Annotated in this window: 20 protein-coding genes; 4 read left to right on the top strand and 16 right to left on the bottom strand. The window is 73.1% G+C overall.

Features of this window, described 5'->3' with window-relative positions:
- Position 1: 1 nt before the first annotated feature.
- The gene (hisH, locus tag AC3YO9_RS17100) at positions 2-649 is read right to left on the bottom strand and encodes an imidazole glycerol phosphate synthase subunit HisH (protein ID WP_127782559.1); all 648 of its coding nucleotides are present in this window, start codon (positions 647-649) and stop codon (positions 2-4) included.
- Positions 650-916: 267 nt separating this feature from the next.
- Between hisH and AC3YO9_RS17095 the strand changes: the two genes are divergently transcribed.
- On the top strand, positions 917-1,987 hold the full coding sequence (locus AC3YO9_RS17095) for a TerC family protein (RefSeq protein ID WP_241249806.1): 1,071 nt from the start codon (positions 917-919) through the stop codon (positions 1,985-1,987).
- 68 nt (positions 1,988-2,055) lie between these two features.
- Here AC3YO9_RS17095 and AC3YO9_RS17090 read toward each other — a convergent pair whose 3' ends face one another.
- The 8 genes from AC3YO9_RS17090 to nadA all read right to left on the bottom strand — a co-directional run bounded on the left by AC3YO9_RS17090 (position 2,056) and on the right by nadA (position 10,331).
- Positions 2,056-2,211, bottom strand: a complete 156-nt coding sequence (locus tag AC3YO9_RS17090; protein WP_164860588.1) for a hypothetical protein — start codon at positions 2,209-2,211, stop codon at positions 2,056-2,058.
- 10 nt (positions 2,212-2,221) lie between these two features.
- The gene (hisB, locus tag AC3YO9_RS17085) at positions 2,222-2,842 is read right to left on the bottom strand and encodes an imidazoleglycerol-phosphate dehydratase HisB (RefSeq protein WP_127782558.1); all 621 of its coding nucleotides are present in this window, start codon (positions 2,840-2,842) and stop codon (positions 2,222-2,224) included.
- A complete protein-coding gene (locus tag AC3YO9_RS17080) occupies positions 2,839-3,984 on the bottom strand; it encodes a histidinol-phosphate transaminase (protein ID WP_127782557.1) in 1,146 nt (381 codons plus the stop codon). The genes hisB and AC3YO9_RS17080 overlap by 4 nt, the downstream gene beginning before the upstream one ends.
- Positions 3,981-5,327 carry a histidinol dehydrogenase gene (hisD, locus tag AC3YO9_RS17075; RefSeq protein WP_489984014.1) on the bottom strand — a complete coding sequence of 449 codons (1,347 nt, stop codon included), beginning with the start codon at positions 5,325-5,327 and terminating at the stop codon, positions 3,981-3,983. The genes AC3YO9_RS17080 and hisD overlap by 4 nt, the downstream gene beginning before the upstream one ends.
- A 138-nt stretch (positions 5,328-5,465) precedes the next feature.
- Complete coding sequence (locus tag AC3YO9_RS17070) at positions 5,466-6,539, bottom strand: YihY/virulence factor BrkB family protein (protein ID WP_489984013.1); 1,074 nt, start codon at positions 6,537-6,539, stop codon at positions 5,466-5,468.
- A gap of 212 nt (positions 6,540-6,751) precedes the next feature.
- Positions 6,752-7,669 (bottom strand): carboxylating nicotinate-nucleotide diphosphorylase, encoded by a 918-nt coding sequence (nadC, locus tag AC3YO9_RS17065; RefSeq protein WP_489984012.1) that lies wholly within the window; start codon positions 7,667-7,669, stop codon positions 6,752-6,754.
- Entirely contained in the window at positions 7,666-9,297 is a 1,632-nt protein-coding gene (locus AC3YO9_RS17060; RefSeq protein ID WP_489984011.1) for an L-aspartate oxidase, read from the bottom strand. The genes nadC and AC3YO9_RS17060 overlap by 4 nt, the downstream gene beginning before the upstream one ends.
- Positions 9,297-10,331, bottom strand: coding sequence for a quinolinate synthase NadA (nadA, locus tag AC3YO9_RS17055; protein WP_489984010.1), 1,035 nt, complete (start codon positions 10,329-10,331; stop codon positions 9,297-9,299). The genes AC3YO9_RS17060 and nadA overlap by 1 nt, the downstream gene beginning before the upstream one ends.
- A 67-nt stretch (positions 10,332-10,398) precedes the next feature.
- Here nadA and AC3YO9_RS17050 point away from each other — a divergent pair, with 67 nt between their 5' ends.
- Positions 10,399-11,094, top strand: a complete 696-nt coding sequence (locus AC3YO9_RS17050) for an NUDIX hydrolase (protein ID WP_489984009.1) — start codon at positions 10,399-10,401, stop codon at positions 11,092-11,094.
- 68 nt (positions 11,095-11,162) lie between these two features.
- Complete coding sequence (locus AC3YO9_RS17045) at positions 11,163-11,861, top strand: LON peptidase substrate-binding domain-containing protein (protein ID WP_127782550.1); 699 nt, start codon at positions 11,163-11,165, stop codon at positions 11,859-11,861.
- On the opposite strand, the gene AC3YO9_RS17040 is transcribed toward AC3YO9_RS17045, so the two are convergent.
- Genes AC3YO9_RS17040 through bioB form a run of 3 tightly spaced genes read right to left on the bottom strand, consistent with a single transcriptional unit; the run spans position 11,836 to position 13,680 of the window.
- Positions 11,836-12,429, bottom strand: coding sequence for a DUF2567 domain-containing protein (locus tag AC3YO9_RS17040; protein WP_489984008.1), 594 nt, complete (start codon positions 12,427-12,429; stop codon positions 11,836-11,838). The genes AC3YO9_RS17045 and AC3YO9_RS17040 overlap by 26 nt on opposite strands.
- A gap of 16 nt (positions 12,430-12,445) precedes the next feature.
- Positions 12,446-12,643, bottom strand: a complete 198-nt coding sequence (gene bsaP / locus AC3YO9_RS17035) for a biotin synthase auxiliary protein BsaP (protein ID WP_489984097.1) — start codon at positions 12,641-12,643, stop codon at positions 12,446-12,448.
- Between the two features lie 8 nt (positions 12,644-12,651).
- Positions 12,652-13,680, bottom strand: a complete 1,029-nt coding sequence (gene bioB / locus AC3YO9_RS17030) for a biotin synthase BioB (RefSeq protein ID WP_127782547.1) — start codon at positions 13,678-13,680, stop codon at positions 12,652-12,654.
- 165 nt (positions 13,681-13,845) lie between these two features.
- Here bioB and AC3YO9_RS17025 point away from each other — a divergent pair, with 165 nt between their 5' ends.
- Positions 13,846-14,904, top strand: coding sequence for a GmrSD restriction endonuclease domain-containing protein (locus AC3YO9_RS17025; RefSeq protein WP_489984007.1), 1,059 nt, complete (start codon positions 13,846-13,848; stop codon positions 14,902-14,904).
- Between the two features lie 6 nt (positions 14,905-14,910).
- On the opposite strand, the gene AC3YO9_RS17020 is transcribed toward AC3YO9_RS17025, so the two are convergent.
- The 4 genes from AC3YO9_RS17020 to AC3YO9_RS17005 are packed head-to-tail and all read right to left on the bottom strand — an operon-like array spanning position 14,911 to position 18,735.
- A complete protein-coding gene (locus AC3YO9_RS17020; RefSeq protein WP_489984006.1) occupies positions 14,911-15,771 on the bottom strand; it encodes a siderophore-interacting protein in 861 nt (286 codons plus the stop codon).
- Positions 15,768-16,604: an ABC transporter ATP-binding protein gene (locus AC3YO9_RS17015; protein ID WP_489984005.1), complete on the bottom strand. Its 837-nt coding sequence runs from the start codon at positions 16,602-16,604 to the stop codon at positions 15,768-15,770. The genes AC3YO9_RS17020 and AC3YO9_RS17015 overlap by 4 nt, the downstream gene beginning before the upstream one ends.
- 14 nt (positions 16,605-16,618) lie before the next feature.
- A complete protein-coding gene (locus tag AC3YO9_RS17010; RefSeq protein WP_489984004.1) occupies positions 16,619-17,701 on the bottom strand; it encodes a FecCD family ABC transporter permease in 1,083 nt (360 codons plus the stop codon).
- Positions 17,698-18,735 (bottom strand): FecCD family ABC transporter permease, encoded by a 1,038-nt coding sequence (locus AC3YO9_RS17005; RefSeq protein ID WP_489984003.1) that lies wholly within the window; start codon positions 18,733-18,735, stop codon positions 17,698-17,700. The genes AC3YO9_RS17010 and AC3YO9_RS17005 overlap by 4 nt, the downstream gene beginning before the upstream one ends.
- Positions 18,736-18,737: the final 2 nt, after the last annotated feature.

The raw sequence follows: 18,737 nt of genomic DNA, 5'->3' as shown, positions 1-18,737 counted from the left end.
GTCAGAGGCTCTTGACCCAGTTCTCCAGCAGCGTGGCACCGGCGTCACCGGACTTCTCCGGGTGGAACTGGGTGGCCGACAGCGGTCCGTTCTCCACCGCGGCGAGGAACCGGCCGCCGTGCTCGGCCCAGGTCAGCTTGGCGGGGGGCAGCGGTCCGTCCTCGTCGAGCTCCCACTGGCGCGCGGCGTAGGAGTGCACGAAGTAGAAGCGGGTGTCGGCGTCGAGCCCGGCGAACAGGGTGCTGTCCTCGGGTGCCTCCACGGTGTTCCAGCCCATGTGTGGCAGCACCTTGGCCGGCAGCATCTCCACCGTGCCCGGCCACTCGCCGCAGCCGGTCGAGGCCTCGGGAGAGCCGTGGTCGAACTCCACCCCGCGCTCGAAGAGCACCTGCATGCCCACGCACACCCCGAGCACCGGACGTCCACCGGCCAGGCGCTCGCCGATGATGCGGTCACCCTTGACCTCGCGCAGGCCGGCCATGCACGCGGCGTAGGCGCCCACGCCGGGCACCATCAACCCGTCGGCAGCCAGGGCCTCGCGGGGGTCGGCGGTGACGGTGACCTGGGCACCCACCCGCTCGAGCGCACGCTCGGCGGAGCGCAGGTTGCCGGAGCCGTAGTCCAGGACCACGACGGATGCAGCTGTCATGCACTCCAGCGTAGTGGCCCACCCCGACACTGCCCGCGCGGGCGGGGGTGCGTCCGCCCACACCTCAGGAGCCGCACCCTCCTGCCGGGACACGCCCTGACCACGCACTCCGGCACCACCATCCCCCAGGCCGGCGTGGCGGCCGCAGAACCTGGACTGCCGGAACCTGGCAAGAAAGGGCGACGGGAGCAGCCGGTCACCGACGCTGTGCTGCGGCCGGCCGTCCCGCACGCTTGAGGGAACATTCAACTTCTGTGAGGAGACCCTGTGCTCGACGTACCGATGTGGTTGTGGGTGGCCTTCGGGGCCATCGTGGTCGTGGCCCTGGCGGTGGACCTTCTTGCGCACCGCGACGACCACGTCATCGGGTTCAAGGAGGCCGCGCTGTGGAGCGCCGGCTGGGTGGGCCTGGCCGTGATCTTCGGCGGCGTGGTGTTCGCCGTGCTCGGCAGCGGCGCCGGGGTGGAGTACTCCACCGCCTGGCTGCTGGAGAAGAGCTTGTCCGTGGACAACCTCTTCGTGTTCGCGCTGATCTTCGGCTACTTCAAGGTGCCCCAGGAGTACCAGCACCGCGTGCTGTTCATGGGTGTCATCGGCGCCCTGGTGTTCCGGGCGATCTTCCTGGGCCTCGGCGTGGCCGTGGTCAACCAGTTCACCGCCATCCTGTTCGTCTTCGCCGCGATCCTGCTCTACAGCGCGTTCAAGCTGGTCAAGGGCGACGACGACAGCTACGACCCCAGCAAGAGCCTGGCGCTGAAGCTGATGAACAAGGTCATCCCGACCACGGAGGACTACCACGGCACCAAGTTCTTCATCAAGCAGGGCGCCAAGTGGGTGGGCACTCCCCTGCTGGCCGTGGTGGTCACCATCGAGGCGGCTGACCTGCTCTTCGCGGTGGACAGCGTGCCGGCCGTGCTGGCGGTAAGCGACGAGGCGTTCATCGTCTACACCTCCAACGCCTTCGCCATCCTGGGCCTGCGGGCGCTGTACTTCCTGCTCCGCGGGCTGCTGGACAAGTTCCACTTCCTGGACAAGGGCCTGGCCATCATCCTGGCGTTCATCGGCGTCAAGCTGATGATGCAGGCCGGCCACAAGACCATCTCCACCTCCATTCCGGAGATCCCCTCGCTGGTCAGCCTGGCCGTGATCGTGGTGGTGCTCGCCGGGTCCATCGCCCTGAGCATCCTCCGGCCCCAGGCCGCGGAGGACGACGAGGAGAAGGCGCCGGCGCTGGACGACCCAGCGCAGGCTGGGCGGGCCTCGGAGGCACCGGCAGGACCGGGCGGCGGCGAGATGATCAAGCGCCCCAACCCGGACCTGGAGCGCGACACCCGCTGACCCGCTCCGTTCCGCACACGACGAGCCCCGCACCGGATTCCGGTGCGGGGCTCGTCGTGCGTGGGGGGTCAGACCATGCGGAGCACGGCGCCGGCCAGGGCGAGCGCGCCCAGCACGCCGGCGACCACGGCCACCGGCCGAGCACTGTGGCGGGTGGTCCAGGCACCGCCCAGGAAGAACCCGGCCACGACCACCAGGATGAAGGCCAGCGTCTGGTCGCTCACCGGCCGGTCCTCACAGCGAGCCCTTGGTGGAGGGGACGCCGAGCACCCGGGGGTCGGGCTCCACGGCGGCGCGCAGCGCGCGGGCCACGGCCTTGAACTCGGCCTCGGTGATGTGGTGCGGGTCGCGGCCGTAGAGGGTGCGCACGTGCAGGTTGATGCGGGCGTGGAAGGCCAGCGACTCGAAGACGTGCCGGTTGATCACCGTGTTGTACGGCGCTCCCCCGTCGGCCCGCCCGGCGATGGTGGTGGTGAGCATCTGCTCCGGCTCACCGGTGTGCACGCAGTAGGGCCGGCCCGACACGTCCACCACGGCGTGCACGAGCGTCTCGTCCATCGGGATCCAGGCGTCACCGAAGCGGCGGATGCCGGCCTTGTCGCCGAGCGCCTGGCCCAGGGCCTGGCCCAGCACGATGGCGGTGTCCTCCACCGTGTGGTGCGCCTCGATGTCGGTGTCGCCGGAGGCGGCCACGGTGAGGTCGAAGCTGGCGTGGGTGCCCAGCGCGTTGAGCATGTGGTCGTAGAAGGGCACGCCCGTGCTGACGCTCACCTGACCGGTGCCGTCCAGGTTCAGCTCGACCACGATGCTCGACTCGCGGGTGGTGCGCTCCACTCGTGCGGTGCGGCCGGTCATGCGGGGGCTCCTTCGATGTCTGTGCGGACGAGATCAGCCGAGACCTGCAGGAACGCGTCGTTCTCCGCGCGCAGGCCGACCGTCGTACGAAGGTACCCGGGGATGCCGACGTCGCGGATCAGCACACCGCGGTCGAGGTAGTGCTGCCACGTGGCGCCGGCGTCGGTGAAGTGGCCGAAGAGCACGAAGTTGGCGTCGCTGGGCACCACCTGGAAGCCCTGCTCGCGCAGCGTCCGGCAGACCCGGTCACGCTCGGCGGACAGCTCGGCCACCGAGGCCAGGGTGTCGTCGGCGTGGCGCAACGCGGCCCGAGCCGCCGTCTGGGTGAGCACCGACAGGTGGTACGGCAGGCGCACCAGCAGCATGGCGTCCACCAGGGCGGGGGCGGCCACCAGGTAGCCCAGCCGACCACCGGCGAAGGCGAAGGCCTTGCTCATGGTGCGGCTCACCACCACCTTGGTGGGGAACTCCGCGACCAGCTCCACGGCGCTGGGCGCGGGGGAGAACTCCGCGTAGGCCTCGTCCACCACCACGATGCCCGGCGCCACCGCCAGCAGCGTGCGCAGCTGGGCCAGGGTGGTGCTCTGCCCGGTGGGGTTGTTGGGGCTGGTGACGAACACGACGTCGGGCTGGTGGGTGCGCACGGCGTCCACCGCCGCGTCCAGGTCCAGGCCGAAGTCGGCGCCACGGGGCACCGACAGCCACGTGGTCTGGGTGCCCGCGGCCAGCAGCGGGTGCATCGAGTACGACGGCACGAAGCCCATCGCGGTGCGCCCGGGGCCACCGAAGGCCTGCAGCAGCTGCTGCAGCACCTCGTTGGAGCCGTTGGCCGCCCACACGTTGCGGACGTCGACGGCGACGCCGGTCTGCCGCGTGAGGTAGGCGGCCAGGTCGGTGCGCAGGGCCACCGCGTCACGGTCGGGGTAGCGGTGCAGCTCGGTGGCTGCCTCGCCCACCGCGGCGGTGAGGTCGGCGACCAGCGCAGCGCTGGGCGGGTGCGGGTTCTCGTTGGTGTTCAGCCGCACCGGCACGTCCAGCTGCGGCGCGCCGTAGGCACTGGCTCCGCGCAGCTCCGCCCGCAGGGGCAGGTCGTCGATGGTGATCGCCGATCCGGGCACCTGGCGCTCGTCGGGGGCGCTCACCGGGAGCGCTCGGGCGAGCCGAAGCGCACCTGCACGGCCGTGCCGTGCGCGGGCAGGTCCTCGGCACCGGCCAGGGCCACCACGTGCCCGGCCACGTCGGCGAGGGCCTGCTCGGTGTACTCCACCACGTGGATGCCGCGCAGGAAGGTCTGCACGCTCAGGCCGGAGGAGTGCCGGGCGCAGCCGGCGGTGGGCAGCACGTGGTTGCTGCCGGCGCAGTAGTCGCCCAGGCTCACCGGCGACCACGGGCCGACGAACACCGCACCGGCGTTGCGCACCCCGGCGGCGACGTCGGCGGCGTCGGCGGTCTGGATCTCCAGGTGCTCGGCGGCGTAGGCGTTGACCACCCGCAGGCCCTCGGCCACCGAGGAGACCAGCACGATGCCGGACTGCTTCCCGGACAGGGCCGTGCGCACCCGCTCGGCGTGCTTGGTGGCGGCCACCTGCTCGGTGACCGCGGCGTCCACGGCGTCGGCCAGGTCCTCGCTGGTGGTGACCAGCACGCTGGCGGCCAGCACGTCGTGCTCGGCCTGGCTGATCAGGTCGGCCGCGACGTGCACGGCGTCCGCGGTCTCGTCGGCCAGGATCGCGATCTCGGTGGGCCCGGCCTCGGAGTCGATGCCCACCAGCCCGCGCAGCAGCCGCTTGGCCGCGGTGACGTAGATGTTGCCCGGACCGGTGATGAGGTCCACCGGCTCCAGCTCGGCCGGCTCACCGTCCACCGCGGTGGTGTCGGTGCCGCCGAGGGCGAGCAGCGCGATGGCCTGGGCGCCACCGGCGGCCCACACCTCCCGCACGCCCAGCAGCGCGCAGGCGGCCAGGATGGTGCCGTCGGGCAGACCCCCGTTGTCGGCCTGCGGCGGCGAGCACACCACCACCGAGCTGACCTCCGCGGCCTGCGCGGGCACCACGTTCATCACCACGCTGGAGGCGAGCACCGCGTTGCCGCCGGGCACGTACAGACCGACCCGGTCCACCGGCACCCAGCGCTCGGTGACCGTGCCGCCCTCGACCACCTGCGTGACGGTGTCGCGGCGACGCTGGTCGGCGTGCACCCGGCGGGCGCGGGCGATGGACTCCTCCAGCGCGGCGCGCACGGTGGGGTCGAGGTGCTCCAGGGCGCGGTCGAGCTCCTCGGCGGGCACCCGCACCGAGCGGGGGCGCACCTTGTCGAACTTCTCGCTCAGCTCGAGCACCGCCTCCACCCCGCGCTCGCGGACGGCGTCGACGATGGGGCGCACCGTGTGCAGCACCGCGTCCACGTCGACCTCGCCGCGCGGCAGGGCGGCGCGCAGCTCAGCAGTGGACGGGGTACGACCGCGCAGGTCGGTGCGGGCGAGCATGGTGAGCCTCCAGCGGAGTTCGACGACAGTTCACCAGGATAGGCCGCCTGGCCGGGCCGCCGGACGACTGAGTCCCCCGACTCGGTGTCCTCCGGCTCTGGCCCGGCCAGGTGGCCGCCCCGTGGTGGGACTGGTTCGTCAGGACTCGCGGATCTGCTTGGCCTGCGCCACCGCCGCCTTGTCCTCGTCGTCGAGCTTGCGGGTGTCGCGCGGCTCGGCGAAGGGCTGCACGTCCTCGGGCAGGCCGTCGGCGATGGCCCGGCCGTGCTCGAGCTCGGCGTTGACCTCGGCGCCGAGCAGGATGGCCACGTTGCTCAGCCACAGCCAGACCAAGAAGATGATCACGCCCGCGAGCGCGCCGTAGGTCTTGTCGTAGGAGGAGAAGTTGGTGACGTAGACGGCGAACAGGCCGGAGATGATCACCCAGACCACCACCGCGAGCAGGCCACCGGGGCTGACCCACTTGATCCCGCCCTGCTTGGCGTTGGGCGAGGCCCAGAACAGGATGGCCAGCAGCACCGAGATCAGCACCAGCAGCACGGGCCACTTGGCGATGTTCCACACCAGCACGGCGGTGTCGCCGACGCCGACGACGTCACCGATCTGCTTGGCCACCGGTCCGCTCACCACCACGATCACCGCGCTGAGCACCAGGATCAGCACCGCCACGATGGTCACGCCCACCCGGATGGGGGTGGTCTTCCAGATCGGCCGGCCCTCGCCGATGCCATAGATCACGTTGGAGGCACGCATGAAGGCCGCCACGTAGCCCGAGGCGGACCACAGGGCGACCACCAGGCCGATGATCGCGCTCAGGCTGGCGCTGCTCTTGTTGGCCTGCGCCTGGTCGATGAGGGTGCGCACGAAGTCGGCGCTGGAGCCGGGAGCGATCTGCTGCACCTGGTCCATCAGGTCCTGGGTGGTCGTCGGACCCAGCAGACCGAGGATGGAGACGAGCACGATCATGCCCGGCACGATCGCCAGCACCGCGTAGTAGGTGAGCCCTGCGGCGAGGTCGGTGAGGTTGTCCTTCTGGAACTGCTTGGCCGCCCGCTTCACCACCGCCATCTTGGACTTGCCGGACAAGTCACCAGGGCCCTGCGGGTTGTTGGCGTCCAGGTCGGGCCGGGCGCCACCGGTGGGCCCACGGTTCTCCACCGCGGCACCGGAGCGGGCGGGACGCTGGGCGTCCTCGCTGTGGCTGGGACTCATGTCTTCTCCATCGCAAGGTCAGGGCCATGTGCTGGGCCCGGTCTGGTCGGAAAGCAGGCGCGCCGCGGGCGGCCGAGCGGGACTCGGCGCCAGCCGCGTCGACCGCAGCAGTCGGAGAGGTGCTCCGCTGAGGTGGCCAAAGGTAGCGCGTGGCGATCAGCCCCGCCCCGTGAACCCGCGCGTGGCCCGGGTCTGCGGCACGGGTCTGGCGCTCAGCTCAGGTCCAGGCCCAGGTCGAGCACGGTGACGGAGTGGGTGAGCGCACCGACGGCGACGTAGTCCACCCCGGTGGCGGCGTAGTCGGCGGCCACGGCCAGGGACAGCCCGCCCGAGGACTCCAGCAGCGTGGCCGGGGCGACAGCGTCGCGGCGCCGGACCGCCTCCGCGGTGTCGGCCACGTCGAAGTTGTCCAGCAGCACCAGCTCGGCGCCCTCGGCCAGCACCTCGTCCAGCTGGTGCAGCGAGTCCACCTCCACCTCGCACGGCAGCTGGGGCGCGGCCGTCCGCACCGCCCGCAGCGCGGCCACCACCGAGCCGGCTGCCACCACGTGGTTGTCCTTGACCAGGGCGGCATCGCCCAGCCCGAGCCGGTGGTTCACCCCGCCGCCGGCGCGGACGGCGTACTTCTGCAGCAGCCGCAGCCCGGGCAGCGTCTTGCGGGTGTCGCGGACGCGGCAGCCGGTGCCCGCCGTGGCCGCCACCCAGGCGTCGGTGGCGGTGGCCACGCCGGACAGGTGGCACACCAGGTTCAGCATCGTCCGCTCCGCGGTGAGCAGGCCGGCGGTGGTGGCCTCGACGGTGAGCACGGCCGAGCCGGGCTGCAGGCGAGCGCCGTCGTCGCTGCGCTGCAGCACCCGGTAGCCGTCCGCGCCGAGGACGGTGTCCAGCACCGCCAGCGCCACCCCGGTGCCGGCCAGCACCCCGGACTGCCGGCTCACCACTGCGCCGGTGGCCACCGCGTCGGCGCCCACCGTGGCCGTGGTGGTGACGTCCGGGCCGTAGCGCAGGTCCTCCCCCAGCGCAGTGGCGACCACGCGGCGCACGTCGTCGACGTCCAGGCCCTGCCTGGTCAGCAGGGTGGTGGTGGCCGGCGCCAGGTCGTGCAGGGCGGGGGTGGGCAGGACGGTCATGCCAGGGCTCCTGTGCGGTGGGTGGGGTGGTCCTGGGGCACCACCGTGGGGCGGCCGGTCTCCCGGTCGAGGACGACCAGGCTGGGCAGAGCCGCCGAGCCGGTGCTGCTCGGATAGTCGGTCCGCACGTGGCAGCCCCGGCTCTCGGTGCGCCAGGTGGCGGCAGCGACCAGGGCCCCGGCGACGGTGGTGAGGGTGGCGTCCTCGCGGGCCCGCTGGTCGAGCGGGTAGGCCAGCGGTGCCGCCGTGAGCGCGTCGGCGACGGTGCCCAGCCCGGTGGCGTCGCGGCCGATGCCGGCGTGCGCGCTCATCAGGTGCTGCAGCCGGGTGCGGTCGAGCACCGGCGCAGGTGTCGGCGGCAGCACCGGGGCAGCCTCCACCCGGCCAGCGGCGACCACCCGCTCGGCCGCGGCCGCCGCCACCCGCTCGGCCACCACCAAGCCCTCGAGCAGGCTGTTGGACGCCAGCCGGTTGGCACCGTGCAGCCCGGTGCGGGCCACCTCGCCGGCGGCGTAGAGGCCCTCGACCCCGGTGCGGCCGTGCACGTCGGTGCGCACTCCCCCGCAGGAGTAGTGGGCGGCCGGCGCCACCGGGATCGGCGCGCGGGCGGGGTCGATGCCCACCGCCGCGCAGGCCGCGTGCACGGTGGGGAAGCGGGTGCGCAGGTCGGGCACCGCGCGGGCGTCCAGCCACACGTGCTCGGCCCCGGTGCGGGCCAGCACGGCGGTGATCGCCCCGGCCACCACGTCGCGGGGGGCGAGGTCGCCCAGCGGGTGCACTCCGGCGGTCACCGAAGCGCCGTCGGGGCCCACCAGGCGTGCGCCCTCGCCGCGCACCGCCTCGGTGACCAGCGGTCGCTGCCCCGTGGCGGCGGCGGTGAACAGCACCGTGGGGTGGAACTGCACCAGCTCCAGGTCGCTGACCACCGCCCCGGCGGCCAGGGCCAGGGCGATGCCGTCACCGGTGGCCACGGTCGGGTTGGTGGTGACCGCGTAGAGGTGGCCGAGCCCGCCGGTGGCCAGCACCACCGCCGGCGCGTGCAGCACCCCGAGGGCCCCGCCGGCGTCGGTGACCGCGAGGCCGTGCACGGACCCGTCGCGGCCGAGCAGCACTCGGGTGGCGTGGTGGTGCTCGAGCACCGCCGGCCCGGGCAGGCTCCGCTGCGCCGCGGCGCCGAGCGCGCGCTGCACCTCGGCGCCGGTGGCGTCACCACCGGCGTGCACCACCCGGCGGAAGCGGTGCCCGCCCTCGCGGGTGCGCGCCACGCTGCCGTCGGGCGCCCGGTCGAACACCGCGCCCCGCTGCACCAGGCGGCGCACCGCACCGGCGCCGGCACCGACCACCGAGCGCACCGCGGCCTCGTCGCACAGCCCCGCGCCGGCAGCCAGGGTGTCGGCCACGTGGGCCTCCACCGTGTCCCCGCCCGCCGTGGTCCCGGCACCGTCGACCACCGCGATCCCGCCCTGTGCCCAGGCGGTGGCCGAGTCGTGCAGGCCAGCCTTGCTCACCACCAGCACCCGCAGCCCCCGCTCGTGGGCGGTGAGCGCGGCGGTGAGCCCGGCGACGCCGCTGCCGACCACGACGACGTCGGCGTGCGCCTCCCAGCCGCTCGTGCCGGCGGGGCTCACTACTCGCCGCCGCCGGGCTGGCCGATGGCGATCATCCGGCGCACCGCGCCGCTGGCCCGCCGGGCGGTCTCCGCATCGACGTGCACCTCGTCGGCACCCTCCACCAGGCACCGCAGCAGCGCGGCCGGGGTGATCATCTTCATGTACCGGCAGGACGCCTTCTCGTTCACCGCGCGGAAGTCCACGCCCGGCGCGGCCTGGCGCAGCTGGTGCAGCATCCCCACCTCGGTGGCCACCAGCACCTCGCGAGTTCCCCCGGGGGCCAGGGCGCGGGCGGAGTCGAGCATCCCGCCGGTGGAGAGGATCTTCACCCGGTCGGCGGGCACCGCACCCTCCCCGGCCAGGTAGAGCGCCGAGGTGGCGCACCCGCACTCGGGGTGGATGTAGAGCTCGGCGTCGGGGTGGGCCGCGGCCTGCGCCGCCAGCTCGTCGCCGTTGATGCCGGCGTGCACGTGGCACTCCCCCGCCCACACCAGCACGTTGTCGCGCCCGGTCACCCGCCGCACGTGCGCGCCGAGGAACTGGTCGGGCAGGAAGAGCACCTCCTGGTCGGCCGGGATCGACTCCACCACCTCGACCGCGTTGGAGGAGGTGCAGCAGATGTCGGTGAGCGCCTTCACCTCGGCGGTGGTGTTCACGTAGGACACCACCACCGCACCGGGGTGCTCGGCCTTCCACTCCGCCAGCTGGGTGGCGTCGATGGAGTCCGCCAGCGAGCAGCCCGCGCGCTCGTCGGGGATGAGCACCGTCTTCTGCGGGGCCAGGATCTTCGCCGTCTCGGCCATGAAGTGCACGCCGCAGAACACGATGGTGTCGGCCTCGGACTCCGCGGCGATGCGCGAGAGCGCCAGCGAGTCACCGACGTGGTCGGCCACGTCCTGGATGGCCGGGAGCTGGTAGTTGTGCGCCAGCAGCACCGCGTTGCGCTCGGCCAGCAGCGCGCGCACCTGCTGGGTCCAGGCGCCGTCGGGCTCCACGCCCACGTAGCCGGCGTCGGTGCGCTGGTAGGGGGTGGCTGCAGCTGTGGTCGTCATCGCCGATCTCCTCGTCCGCCCGGGGCCGGCTGGACGCCCACCCAGTTTTCGACTTACGATCGAAAACATGGTTGATGATAGCAGCAGCAACGAGGTGCTCGTCACAGTGCTGCAAGTTCGCCTCGGCGCCAACGGACTTGAGCTCGCCGTCCTGCTGTGGCAGCGCGCCCAGGACCCGGAGGCCGGCCGCTGGGCGCTGCCCGGCGGGCGGTTGCGGCCGGACGAGGACGTGGAGGCCTCCGCGCGGCGCCAGCTGGCGGAGAAGGTGGACGTCCGGGACGTGGCGCACCTGGAGCAGCTCGCCGTCTTCAGCGACCCGCACCGGGTGCCCGGCCGGCGCACCGTGGCGTCCACCTTCCTGGGGCTGGTCCCGCTGCCTGCCGATCCGCAGCTGCCGCCGGACACCCACTGGCACCCCGTGCACGCGCTGCCGGAGATGAGCTTCGACCACGGCACCGTGGTGCAGCGCGCGTGCGCCCGGCTGGCCGGCAAGCTCTCCTACACCAACATCGCCTTCGCGCTCGCCCCCGCGGAGTTCACGCTGTCCACGCTGCGAGACCTCTACGGCGCCGCGCTGGGCTACCCGGTGGATGTGACCAATCTCAAACGAGTGCTCGCGCGCCGTGGTGTCATCTCCCCCACGGGCGCCACCTCAGCCTCCGGCCGGGCGGGCGGCAGGCCTGCTGCTCACTTCCGGTTCACCGACAACCGACTACGTGTCACCGATGCTTTCGCCGCGCTGCGACCACCCGGCCACCCCTAGCGCGACGGATCGTTGCCCGCCCGCATGGTGACCGTGCGCAACCGACGGAGCCGACGTAACGTAGCGGCGTGCCCGAAACGCTGCCGTTGTTCCCGCTGGGGACCGTGCTGCTCCCGGGGGCCTTGCTGCCCCTGCACATCTTTGAGCCGCGGTACCGCCAGCTCGTCACCGACCTCGTGACCGGCGCCGTGCCGGACCGCACCTTCGGGGTGGTGGCCGTCCGACCAGGCTGGAACATCGCCGACGGGGTGGCCGAGGCCGTCTACGAGGTGGGCTGCACCGCCGAGCTGCAGGACGCCCAGCGGCTGCAGGACGGCGGCTTCGACGTCATCACCCGAGGCATGCGTCGCTTCCGGCTGCTGGCCATCGACCCCACCGCGGCGCCGTACCTGACGGCGACGGTGGAGTGGCTGCCCGACCTGCCCACCGAGCGCGAGCCGCGCCAGGAGCTGACCAGCGCGTCCTCGGTGCGGGCACTCGCCACCCAGGCCCGCGGCGCCCACCAGCGGTACTGCTCGCTGGCCTGGCAGCGCGACGACTGGCGCTCACCCAGGAAGGACGTGGACCCGGCGATCCTCTCGCACGTGCTTGCCTCGGACTGCCTGCTCCCGCTGGAGGACCGGCAGAGCCTGCTGGAGCAGCGCTGCGCGGCGCTGCGGCTGCAGATGATCCGGCGCCTGGTGGCCCGGGAGGCGGAGTTCCTGCAGCGCTTGAGCGCGGTGCCGGCGACGCCGGAGCTCGCTAGCGCTCCGCTGAGCCTGAACTGAACCCAGCCGGTCCCTCGTGCAGGGAACCGGCCCCGCTCGCCCCCACGGTGGAGTGCCCCTGCGGCTCGGCCTGCCGGGCAGGACCTGCACCCAGGTTGTCGTCGCCGCTGAAGGCCACCGCGGTGGTGTAGGCGAAGGCGGCGCCCAGCGGCTGAGCCACCAGCACCATCCAGGTGCCCAGCGTGGGTGGCAGGGCCAGGATCGAGCCCACCGCCGCGGCTGCCGGACCCTCCGGCACCGCGAGCAGGCCCACCGACCGGGCGACCAGCGCGCTCAGCGCGGAGCCGAGCACCACCAGCAGCAGCACCGTCGCTCCCCGCCGGGTGCGCCACACCCAGGCTGCCGCCCCGGTGACCAGTCCGGCACCCAGCCCCATCAGGGCGAACAGCGCGACGTCGTCGAACAGGTGGTAGCTCTCGGTCGGCAGCTCGGCCACCGAGCCGTCGCGCAGCACCAGGGCGAGCGTGCTCGGCGCCAGCACCGCCCAGAGCCAGCCCAGGATCGCCCCGAGCACCACCAGGGCCGCCAGCACCGTCCCGCCGGCACGGACGTCCCGCCGGAGGTTCACCGCCGCGCCCGCACGCTCACCGCTGCCCGAGCTCCACGGAGTCGGTGATGCCGTGCCGGCTGCATCGTGCCCACCAGCCGTCCGGGCGCACCTGGACCACCATGCGCCGAGCACAGATCCCGCAGAAGCGGGGCGGCTCGAGCTGCAGCAGGGCCTCGCACCGCGGGTGCGGGCCGTCCTGCTCCCCGCAGGCACCGCAGAACTTCGGCGTCAGCACCGCGCTCACAGCGTGTCGTTGAGGGCCTTGATCGGCATCTGCAGCTCGCCGAGCAGGTCGAGGTCGGTCTCCGCCGGACGCCCCAGCGTGGTGAGGTAGTTGCCCACGATGACGGCGTTGATGCCGCCGAGAATGCCCTGGCGCGCACCCAGGTCGCCGAGGGTGATCTCACGGCCGCCGGCGAAGCGCAGCACCGTGCGGGGCAGGGCCAGCCGGAAGGCGGCGATGGCGCGCAGCGCGTCCTGCGCGGGCAGCACCTCGAGATCGCCGAAGGGGGTGCCGGGGCGCGGGTTGAGGAAGTTCAGCGGAACCTCGTCGGGCTCCAGCGCCGCCAGGTCGGTGGCGAACTCGGCGCGCTGCTCCAGGGTCTCCCCCATGCCGAGGATGCCGCCGCAGCAGACCTCCATGCCGGCCTCGCGCACCATCCGCAGGGTCTCCGAGCGCTCCTCCCAGGTGTGCGTGGTGACCACCTTGGGAAAGTGTGACCGGGAGGTCTCCAGGTTGTGGTTGTAGCGGTGCACGCCCATCGCGGCCAGCTGGTCGACCTGCTCCTGGGTGAGCATGCCCAGCGAGCAAGCGATCTGGATGTCCACCTCGGAGCGGATGGCCTCGATGCCCGCGGAGACCTGCGCCATCAGCCGCTCGTCGGGACCGCGCACGGCGGCGACGATGCAGAACTCGGTGGCACCGGTCTTGGCGGTCTGCTTGGCCGCCTCCACCAGGTTGGGGATGTCCAGCCAGGCCGAGCGCACCGGGGAGGTGAACAGCCCGGACTGGGAGCAGAAGTGGCAGTCCTCGGGGCAGCCGCCGGTCTTGAGGCTGATGATGCCCTCGACCTCCACCTCGGGCCCGCACCAGCGCATGCGCACGTCGTGGGCCAGCGAGAGCAGCTCGTCGAGCTTGTCGTCGGGCAGCTGCAGGACGGCGAGCACCTGCTCCTGGTTCAGCGCCTCGCCACGCTCGAGCACCTGCTCGCGCGCAATGGCGAGAATGTCGGCGGACAGGATGTCGGTGTGCTCAGCTACTGCGGTCACCCTGGAACTCCTCTCGCGGCCACCCCACCGGGCTCGACCGCTTGGCACGTCTGACGCCGCCTAGTGTGCCTCAGGCCAGGCGGGACCCGTGCATCCGGAGGGGGCAAGCGCGCCAGCCGGTTCCCGCCGCGGCCGTGTCGGCGGCGCCAGGCATCATGTCTGGCTGTGACCCCGCCCTTCTTGCGCCGCAGCACTCGACGTCGATCAACCCTCGTGGCGGTGGCGCTGGTCGGCGCTGCGGCGCTGAGCGGCTGCTCGGCCGACACCGGCGCACCCACCGCGCAGACCGGCCCCGCTGGAGCCAGCCCGACAGCACCCGGCTCGACTGCACCTGGATCGGCGGTGCCGGCTCCGGGCACCCCCGACCCCGCGGCCGACGGTGCGGCCGCAGCACCAGGTGCCCCGGCTGCGAGCGGCACGGCCCTCGCCGCGCTGGCGACGCTGCCGGTGAAGGGACGCGCACCCAAGACCGGCTACAGCCGGGACGAGTTCGGCGCGGCGTGGGCCGACGTGGACCGCAACGGCTGCGACACCCGCAACGACGTCCTGGCCCGCGACCTCACGGCCACCTCGGCGCGACCGGGCACCCGCGAGTGCGTGGTGCTCACCGGCGTGCTGCAGGACCCGTACTCGGGCAAGCAGATCTCCTTCACCCGCGGGGAGACCACGTCCGCGGCCATCCAGATCGACCACGTGGTGGCGCTCTCGGACGCCTGGCAGAAGGGCGCCCAGCAGCTCGACCGCACCCGGCGCACCGCGCTGGCCAACGACCCGCTGAACCTGCTGGCCGTGGACGGGCCGCTGAACAACCAGAAGTCCGACTCCGACGCCGCCTCCTGGCTGCCGCCCAACAGGGCCTACCGCTGCGCCTACGTCGCCCGCCAGGTGGCGGTGAAGACCACCTACGCCCTGTGGGTCACCCAGGCCGAGCGGGACGCCATCGCCGGGGTGCTGCAGGAGTGCCCGGCCGAGCCGCTGCCGACCGGTGGCGCCCCGGCGGCCGTGGCCCAGCAGGAGGCACCCCGGCAAGAGGCCCCCCAGCCGCCGGCCGCGCCGGCCCCTGCCCCGCAGGCCCCCACCGAGCAGGCTCCCGGCAGCCCGGCCACCGCGCCGTTCGCCAGCTGCGCCGCCGCCCGGGCTGCCGGCGCGGCCCCGGTGCACCGCGGTGAGCCGGGGTACTCCAGCAAGATCGACCGGGACGGGGACGGCGTCGGCTGCGAGTAGCCCCGGCTAGTGCGCGTGGGAGTGCTGGTGCACCTCGGCCGGCTGGTCCACCGTCAGCTCGTCGTCCACGCGGTCGTGGTCGGTGGTCCTGGCGTAGGTCACCTCGTCCCAGCCCTTGTGCCAGTACCCGATGACCAGCTGGCGCCTGCGGTCGAAGCCCTTGTCCTTCAGGTGCTTGCGGGCGGCCAGCGCCAGCTGGGACTCCCCCGACACCCACACCCGCACGTCCTCGGCACCCACCGGCAGCTCCACCTCGCGCAGCGCGTCGATGAGCAGCGTGGTGGAGCCGGGGGCCGCGCCGTTGCGGTAGAGCCACCGCACGTCCAGCCCGGCCGGTGCCTGCAGGTCCTGGCGCTCGGCCTCGTCGGCCACCTCCACCAGCACCACCCCGCGCTGGTCGACGGGCCGCCTGGCGATGATCGCGGCCATCGCCGGCAGCGCCGCCTCGTCGCCGACCAGCAGGATCCACGACGCCCGGCCGATGGTCAGCCCACCGCCGCCCAGCACGCCCAGGACGTCCCCGGGCTGGGCCCGCTCGGCCCACGCCGCGGCCAGGCCCGCCGCACCGTCACCGTCACCGTGGCCGTGCCGGACGAAGTCCACGTCCATCTCCCCGGCAGCACGGTCGGCGCGGCGCACGGTGTAGGTGCGCACCCGGGCGCGCTGGCTGCCCTGGAACTGGTAGCCGTTCGCCCACACCGGCAGGTCCAGCGGGGCGTCGCCGTCGGGGAAGAACAGCTTGACGTTGGGCTCGCAGTCGCCGCTGAGATAGGTGCGCACCCCCTCGCCGGCGAAGGTCACCCGGCGCATCCCGGGGGTGACGGTGCTGACGGCGGTGACGACGACCTCGACGGGGAGCGTGCTCATGCGGGTTCCTCCAGGGGGATGACCATGGGCTTGCCGGTGACGGGGTCGGGCATGACCAGCGCGCCCAGCCCGAACACCTCCCGCACCAGCTCGGGGGTGACCACCTCGGTGGGTGCGCCGGTGGCGACCACCCGGCCGTCCTTCATGGCGATCAGGTGGTCGGCGTAGCGGAACGCCATGTTCAGGTCGTGCAGCACCGCCACCAGCGTGTAACCACCGCTGGCGTGCAGCGAGCGGCAGAGGTTGAGCACCTCCAGCTGGTGGGAGAGGTCGAGGTAGGTGGTGGGCTCGTCCAGCAGCAGGATCGGCGTCTGCTGGGCCAGCACCAGCGCCAGCCACACCCGTTGCCGCTGGCCGCCGGAGAGCTCGTCCACCGGGCGGTCGGCCAGGTCGAGCAGGTCGGTCACCCGCATCGCCTCGGTAACCGCCGCCTCGTCCTCGGGAGACCACTGCCGCAGCAGGCTCTGGTGCGGGAAGCGCCCACGGCTGACCAGGTCGGCCACCGCGATGCCGTGCGGGGCCACCGACGACTGCGGCAGCAGGCCGAGCCGGCGGGCCACCTCCCGGGAGGAGTACTCGGTGATGAGCCTGCCGTCCAGCACCACGCTGCCCTCGGTGGGCTTGAGCAACCGGGACAGGGCCCGCAGCAGGGTGGACTTGCCGCAGGCGTTGGGGCCGATGATCGCGGTGAACGAGCCGGTCGGGACGTCCACGTCCAGGCCCTGCGATATCTGCCTGCCCTCGTAGCCGAGGGTGAGCCGCTCACCGCCCAGGATCGTCGGGGCGAGCGCCCGCTCGGTGGGGCCGGACAGGGTCTTGGCGGGGCCGGACATGGCCCTCCTCTCGGTCATACCTGCCTGGAGCGGGTGAGCAGGTACAGCAGGTAGCTGCCCCCCAGGAAGCCGGTCATCAGCCCGACCGGCATGGACGCGTTCAGCGGCAGGTACAGGGTGAGCAGGTCGGCGACGACCACCAGCACCGCACCCATCAGGGCGGCGAGGGCCAGCGGCGCCCCGTCGGCCCGCGTCAGCCGCCGCACCAGCTGGGGCGCGGCCAGCGCCACGAACGCGAGCGGACCGGCGGCGGCGGTGGCCAGGGCGGTCATGCCCACCGCGGCGACCATGAGCACCAGCCGGGTGCGCTCCACCCGGATGCCGAGCTGGCGGGCGAGGTCGTCGCCCATCTCCATCACGTTGAGGTTGCGCCCCAGCGCCAGCACCACCGGCAGCAGCAGCACGAACCCCACCAGCACCGGCATGGCGTGCGTCCAGCTGCGCACGTTCAGCGACCCGCTCAGCCACAGCTGGGCGGAGACGGCCTGGTCGATCTGTCCCTTGGCCAGCAGCAGGTTGTTCACCGCGGCCAGCACTGCGCCCACGCCGATGCCGATGAGCACCAGCCGGTACCCCCCGGTGACGCCACCCTTGAGCGACAGCAGGTACACCGCCGCCGCGGTGAGCAGCCCGCCCCCCACGGCAGCCGCCGCGGTGGCGGTGGGACCGGCGTTGAACAGGATGATCTGGGCGACGGCGCCGGTGGCCGAGCCGGTGGTGAAGCCGATGATGTCGGGCGAGCCCAGCGCGTTGCCGGAGATGGACTGGAACACCGAGCCGGCCACGCCCAGGCAGCAGCCCACGAAGATCCCGGTGACCAGCCGGGGCAGCCGGATGTCCACCACGATCATCCGGGTGGCCGAGCTGTCGGCCCGGCCCAGCAGGGCGGCGACGACCTCCGTCCAGCTCAGCTGCATGGCGCCGGTGCCGAGCACCACCACCCCCATCGCGGCAGCGAGCACCGCCAGCACCAGGCCGACGATGACCACCCGCGGGTGCCAGCGCACCGAGAGCGGACCCACCCGCAGCAGCCGGCCCGTCAGCCGCACCGGGGTGACGGGGGCACCCGGCAGCGGAGCGGTGATGGTCGGCGTCACAGCGTCGCCATCTTCCTGCGCCGCACCAGCACGACGAAGAACGGACCGCCGATGATCGCGGTCATCACACCCGCACCGATCTCGCCGGGATAGATGACCACCCGGCCGACCACGTCGGCGAGCAGCATGAGGAGGGCCCCCAGCAGCATCGCGTAGGGCAGCAGCCAGGTGTGCACCGGGCCGACCAGCAGGCGCGCGACGTGCGGCGCGGCCAGACCGACGAAGGCGATGGGGCCGGCGGCCGCGGTGGCGGCGCCGGAGAGCAGCAGCACGGCCACGGCGGCGAGGATCCAGGTGCGGCGCTGGGAGATGCCCAGCGCCGTGCTGAGGTCCGAGCCCAGGGCGACCGAGTCCAGCGAGCGGGACAGGGCGAAGGCGATGACGAAGCCCACCGCGCAGACCACCGCCACCACCGGGAGCACCTCCCAGCCGCGGCCCTGCAGGGAGCCGGTGTTCCAGTTGCGGTAGGCGTCGTAGGTCGTCTCATCGCTGTTGATGAGCACCATGTTGGTCAGGGCCAGCAGCACGAAGCCGATCCCGGCCCCGGCGAGCACCAGGCGCACCGGGTTGGTGCCCACGTCGTGGGCGCGCCCCAGCACGTACACCGCAACCCCGGCGAGCCCCGCACCGAGGAAGCCCAGCCACACGTAGCCCATGATCGTGGTGATGCCCAGCGCGGAGATGCCGATGGCCACCGCGGCCGCGGCACCGGCGTTGATGCCCAGGATCCCGGGCTCGGCCAGCGGGTTGCGGGTCAGCGCCTGCATGATCGTGCCGGCCAGGCCGAGCGCGGCGCCAACCACGAGGGCCAGCAGCGTGCGCGGCACCCGCAGGTCCACCACCAGCAGGTGCAGGTCGTTGGTGGGGTCGTGGCTGAACAGCGCCTGCAGCGTGGTGCCCAGGGGAATGCCCCGCGAGCCCACGGCCAGGCTGAGCAGCGACAGCACCAGCACCAAAACCCCGACCGCGAGGCCGGTGCGACGCAGCGTGCTGCGGGACGCACCGGCCTCGACGGTCGACTTCAGAGTGCTCACTG

The sequence above is a fragment of the Rhodococcus sp. Z6_132 genome (genome assembly GCF_058133635.1).
Note: the sequence above shows the minus strand (reverse complement) of the source record. Positions and strands in the feature narration are given on the sequence as shown.